At 33.6% G+C, this 5,376-nt stretch carries 2 pseudogenes; both read left to right on the plus strand.

Annotated features, from left to right (window positions below):
• Positions 1–1,188: pseudogene (locus Q0997_RS19965) on the plus strand (hypothetical protein); the annotation flags it as partial.
• 55 nt (positions 1,189–1,243) lie between these two features.
• A pseudogene (locus tag Q0997_RS19970) lies at positions 1,244–5,376 on the plus strand (hypothetical protein); the annotation flags it as partial.

Here is a 5,376-nt window from a genome sequence, read left to right on the forward strand (position 1 = left end):
GACAGAATTGCTGCTCAAGCGGAAGCGGATAGATTAGCAAAAGAAGAAGCAGACAGAATTGCTGCTCAAGCGGAAGCGGATAGATTAGCAAAAGAAGAAGCAGACAGAATTGCTGCTCAAGCGGAAGCTGATAGATTAGCTAAAGAAGAAGCCGATAGAATTGCTGCACAAAATGAAGCGGACAGATTAGCGAAAGAAGAAGCGGATAGATTAGCGAAAGAAGAAGCGGATAGAATTGCTGCGCAAGCAGAAGCGGATAGATTAGCAAAAGAAGAAGCGGATAGAATTGCTAGTGAAAATGCAATTGCTAACCCTACTGATGATATTGGTAGATCTATGACAGCTATAGCAAAACGTACAGAAGACTCTAAAACGACTCAAGAAAATTTCTTAAAAAAATTAAATGAAGCTGTAGCAAGTAAACAAAAAGATCTTGATGATTTAAAAGAAGAAAATGACTTAAGTGAAAAAGGAATTATTTTACCTCCAAAGCCATTTAAAAGTGTAACTGCAGAAAGGAAAGCTTTAGAATCATTAAAATCTGATTTAGATAACATTATTGATAACCGTAGTAAATCAATTGAAGACTTAGAAAATCTATATAAGCAAAGACTTAAAAAAGTAAAGGATAAGAATGACCCTACAAATAAATATTATCAAAATGCTATAGCAGAATTAAAAGCGGAGCAATCAAGAGCAAAACAAACTAAAGTTAATTTATTAAAAACTTTAGATGATTTAAAACTAGCGATTGAGATAGAGAGAAAAAGAAGAATAAAACGTGCTGAATATGATAATGAAGATGATAAGTATAATGATGATAGAGAAACTCTAAAAATGTTTAAGGAAAACACCCCTGTTAGTAGTATACCTTTAAAAGCTGAAGATTTTGATTTTGGAGAAGAACAAAGTGGAAATATTCAGATTATAAAAAACATTAAAAATACTGAAAGCGGATACTATTTAATACTTGCTGTACATAGTGACGAAAGTGGAAGAGATGACTTTTTAATGAAAGCTTTAGCTTCTGGACTGTCTAATATAGACTTCTTTTATGATGTAACTAAGAGTAAATATTTCATTTATTATCAAAAATTTGATTTTATTGGCGATGCCAATGAAGCATTAAAAGCTAAAGGAAGCAAACCATATAATGGTAAGTTATCCATTGTGAAAATAGAAAATTAATAGCCATCATTTTTCTTTTACCCTTGAAGAAAAATGTACCATAAATATATTTATTATGAAAAGCCCTACTTTTTATAGAATAATCCTTATTGTTTCTTTCATATTTATAGGAGTAAAATCTTATGGACAATCTGTTACTTTTACGCCAGAATTCGATCAGGATGTTAGAGGTGATATTCTCCTTATTGGTAATAATATTTTAGGACCTAGCAATAATGATTTTAATGATGATGATGCATACAATCACGAAGTCGACATGCAATATATCGATATTGACGGAGATGCTTCAACGTTTAGTTCATCTAGTGCAAGTTTACAAGTACCAATAGAAAGTGTCAATTGTTATGAAATAATATATGCTGGTCTATATTGGGGTGCTGTTGAAGCGGGATCGGCACCAAGTAACACTGTAAAGTTTAAAGGGCCTTCTGGTGGCTATAATGATATTACAGGCACATCAATTTATGATGATCCAACAACTCAAGTAGGTGATAGCTACCCATATGCCTATTTTGCTGATGTTACAGGAATTGTAACAGGTTTAGCAACTCAACTGGGGCCATATACTGTAGCAAATGTTTCTAGTAATGTAGGTGAAACTAGTACATTCGACCCATATAATGGTACAGGTTTATCTGCTGGTTGGTCTCTCTTTGTTGTATATGAAGACCCTACTCTATCAGGAAAATCAATTACAAGTTTTAATGGTTTTGAGGTTATTAGAGCTGTAACTGGTGATGTAGATGTTCCAGTATCTGGATTTAGAACAATTCCAACTGGACCAGTAAGAGCTAAATTTGCTTTTGCTACTTTAGAAGGTGATAAACCTATTACTGGAGATTTCCTTGAAATAAATGGAACAGCTCTATTCTCTCCAGATCGTCCAGATGACAACTTTTTTAATAGTACAGCTCCTCTTACAGTACCAGATCGAGATCCAAACAGTAGTAATACATTGGGGTTTGATACAGATATAATTCAGGTTCCCAACCCTGGGAATGTAATACTAAATAATGGAGATACTGCGGCAACAGTTACTTTAGGAACTACTGGAGATACTTATTTTCAGTATTTTTTCGCTTTAGCTGTAGAGATTATTGAACCAAACATCGTACTTACTAAAATAGTAGAGGATGATATGGGTGTTGATGTTGGCGGACAAACCGTAGGTCTTGGTCAGCCTTTAAACTATGTCATTGGATTTCAAAATACCGGTAATGATGATGCTACTAATTTTACTATTAGAGATATTCTTCCTATAAATATAGTTTTCGACTATCCTGCAGATTTAGTTTTACCAGCTGGAGTTACTGTTCTTAGTTATGATCCTAGTACAAGAGAAATTATTTTTAGTATAGAAAACTATTTGGTAGAACAAGGTGATCCAGTATATGAAATACGTATTGAAACTGAAGTCGTTCAAACCTGTAGTTTACTAGCAGATGCTTGTTCTAATATTATTAATAATCAAGCATTTTCAACTTACCAAGGAACCGACAATCCGAATTTTATAATCACAGATGACCCAAGTTTTAGTACTAATACGGGTTGTTTAATAACACCTCAAGCAACAAATTTCTTAGCAGATCTTGATGACTGTGTGTTTTCTCAAAATGAAATACTATGTGGTGATACTTTAGATATAACTGCAGCAAATGGATATGATAGTTATGCATGGTATACTAATGCTGCAGGTACAGGTACACCTATAGGTACAGATCAAACACTTACTATTACAGCTACTGGCACTTATTATGTATTTAATACTGCCGCAGCTCCATGTCAATCTATTGTTCAAGAGTTTGTAGTTACTACATTTGGTGGTAATATACCAAATCCAGTAATCCCATTTGCTGATCAAGTTGTTATTTGTCCAAATGATGGAGAAGAATTACCTAATATATTTTTATGTGGTGCTAATGATTTTAGAGATATTTTAACAAATGTTGCAGGAGCATCTTCAATTATATGGGAACAATTAGATGAATCTAGTTGTCCTGCTGTTACAGATACAGATTGTGCTAACGAAGATAATACATGTGTCTGGAACCAAGTAGGCACTGGCCCAAATTATACAGCAAATACTTCTGGTCAATTTAGATTAACTATAAATTTTGCTGGTGGTTGTTTTGATCAATTTTATTTTAATGTATATCAAAATTTATTAGCTCCAACAGCAGTTTCAACAGATATTATATGTACTACACCTGGAAGCATTACAGTTAACGATGTTCCTAGTGGTTATGAATATAGTATTGATAACATTAACTGGCAGCCTAGTAACGTATTTTCAGTTCCTACTGCTGGTATCTATACAGTTTATATAAGACAAATTGGTATTCCAACAAACCCTTGTGTTTTTACCGTACCAGATATTCAAATTAGAGAGAGAGATTTTACGGTATCGACGACTGTTACACAACCATTATGTAACGGTGATAGAGGCTCTATTCAATTAGCTGCTAACGATGTAGAACCTCAATACACCTTTACATTAAATAGTGGTGGTACGTTGGTAAGTACTTCGGGACTTATAGTAGATAACAATTATACATTTTCAAACCTAAACCCAGGTACTTATACTGCCATTGTAGAAACAGAAGATGGTTGTTTATATACAGAAGATATAACAATAACAGAACCACCTATATTAACTGTCACAGCAGCAATTACAAGTCCTTTAACATGTTCTGATGGTGAAATAACAATATATCCTGTAGGTGGAACACCTGATTATTTTTATTTTGTAAATGGTGTATTAGAAGACAATCCCATATTCGTTGTTACAACACCTGGAGTTTATAATATAACCGTTGTAGATTCAAATAATTGTAGTGCAGATACTACTATAACTATAGATGATAACCCTTTACCTACTTATACAGTTAGTCAAACCGATATTTTATGTTACAATGATAATACAGGAGAAATCCAGTTCAATGTAACTAATGCCAATGGTTATACTATAGAATACAGTATAGATAATGGAGTTACTTTCGTATCAAGTTCAACGTTCTCAAACCTTAGTGCTGGAGATTATGATGTTATTATTAGATATACTTTAGCAGGATCAGAATGTTTATCTACAGTTCAAACTATAACAATAACTCAACCAGACGCTGCTTTAACTGCTACTGCAGGAATATCTGAGCTTGCTGGTTGTGGACCTTCTGGAGAAGGGACTATACGTATTACTAATCCACAAGGTGGTACACCATTCCCAGCTCCTAATTTTTATGAATACAGTATAGATAATACAAACTGGCAGACTAGTAATGAGTTTTTAGTTTCTCCAGGGACTTACACAGTATACATTAGAGATGCAAATGGTTGTATTTTTGTTATGCAAGATGTTATACTAGATCAAGAACCTCCTGCTCCAACAATAGAAATAGGAGATACTATTTTTAATTGTGATGGTTCAGGAAATGCAACTGTTACTGTTACAAACAATGGAGGCCCTGCTTTTACTTATGACTATTTCATAGATGGTATTCCTAATCCTAATACCGCAAATCCACAAGTATTTTTAAATGTTCCTACTGGTTCGCACACTATCTCTGTAGAATATACATTATTAACAGTTCCAACTTTTAGTAATTTATTATATGAAACTTTTGGCTACGGTGAAGACACAACGTCTCCTGGTATGAATCCTATATACTATTGTTTTGAAAGACAAGTTGTAGCAACACAATGTCAAGGTAGTCCATCAATTAATGATGGAGATTACTCTGTTACTTCTAATATAGAATTCCCTTTTGGAGCTTGGATAAATCCTGTAGATTATACTCCACCTACAACTCCTCCAACTCCAGATGGAAGATTTTTAGTCGTTAATATTGGAGCTACTATTCCTGCTACCGAGATTTTATATGAAAAACAAATAAATGACATTATCCCAAATCAGCCTATACAAGTTGAGTTTGCTGCGATGAATTTACTTAATAGCAACAATACTCAATTTGATCCAGATTTAAGAGTAGCGTTAGTAGATGGTTCTGGTACAGAAATTTCTTTTTATAATACAGGTGATATACCAAAAACAGAAGATTGGGTAGAATATCCAACAACTCCAATTACTTTAGATCCAGGTGCAAATACGAGTTTAAAATTTATTTTAAGGTCTAACGTACAGCAAACTAGTGGTAATGATGTTGCTATAGATGATTTAAGAGTATTTCAACT

Source organism: uncultured Lacinutrix sp. (genome assembly GCF_947500325.1).
Taxonomy (GTDB): Bacteria; Bacteroidota; Bacteroidia; order Flavobacteriales; family Flavobacteriaceae; genus Lacinutrix.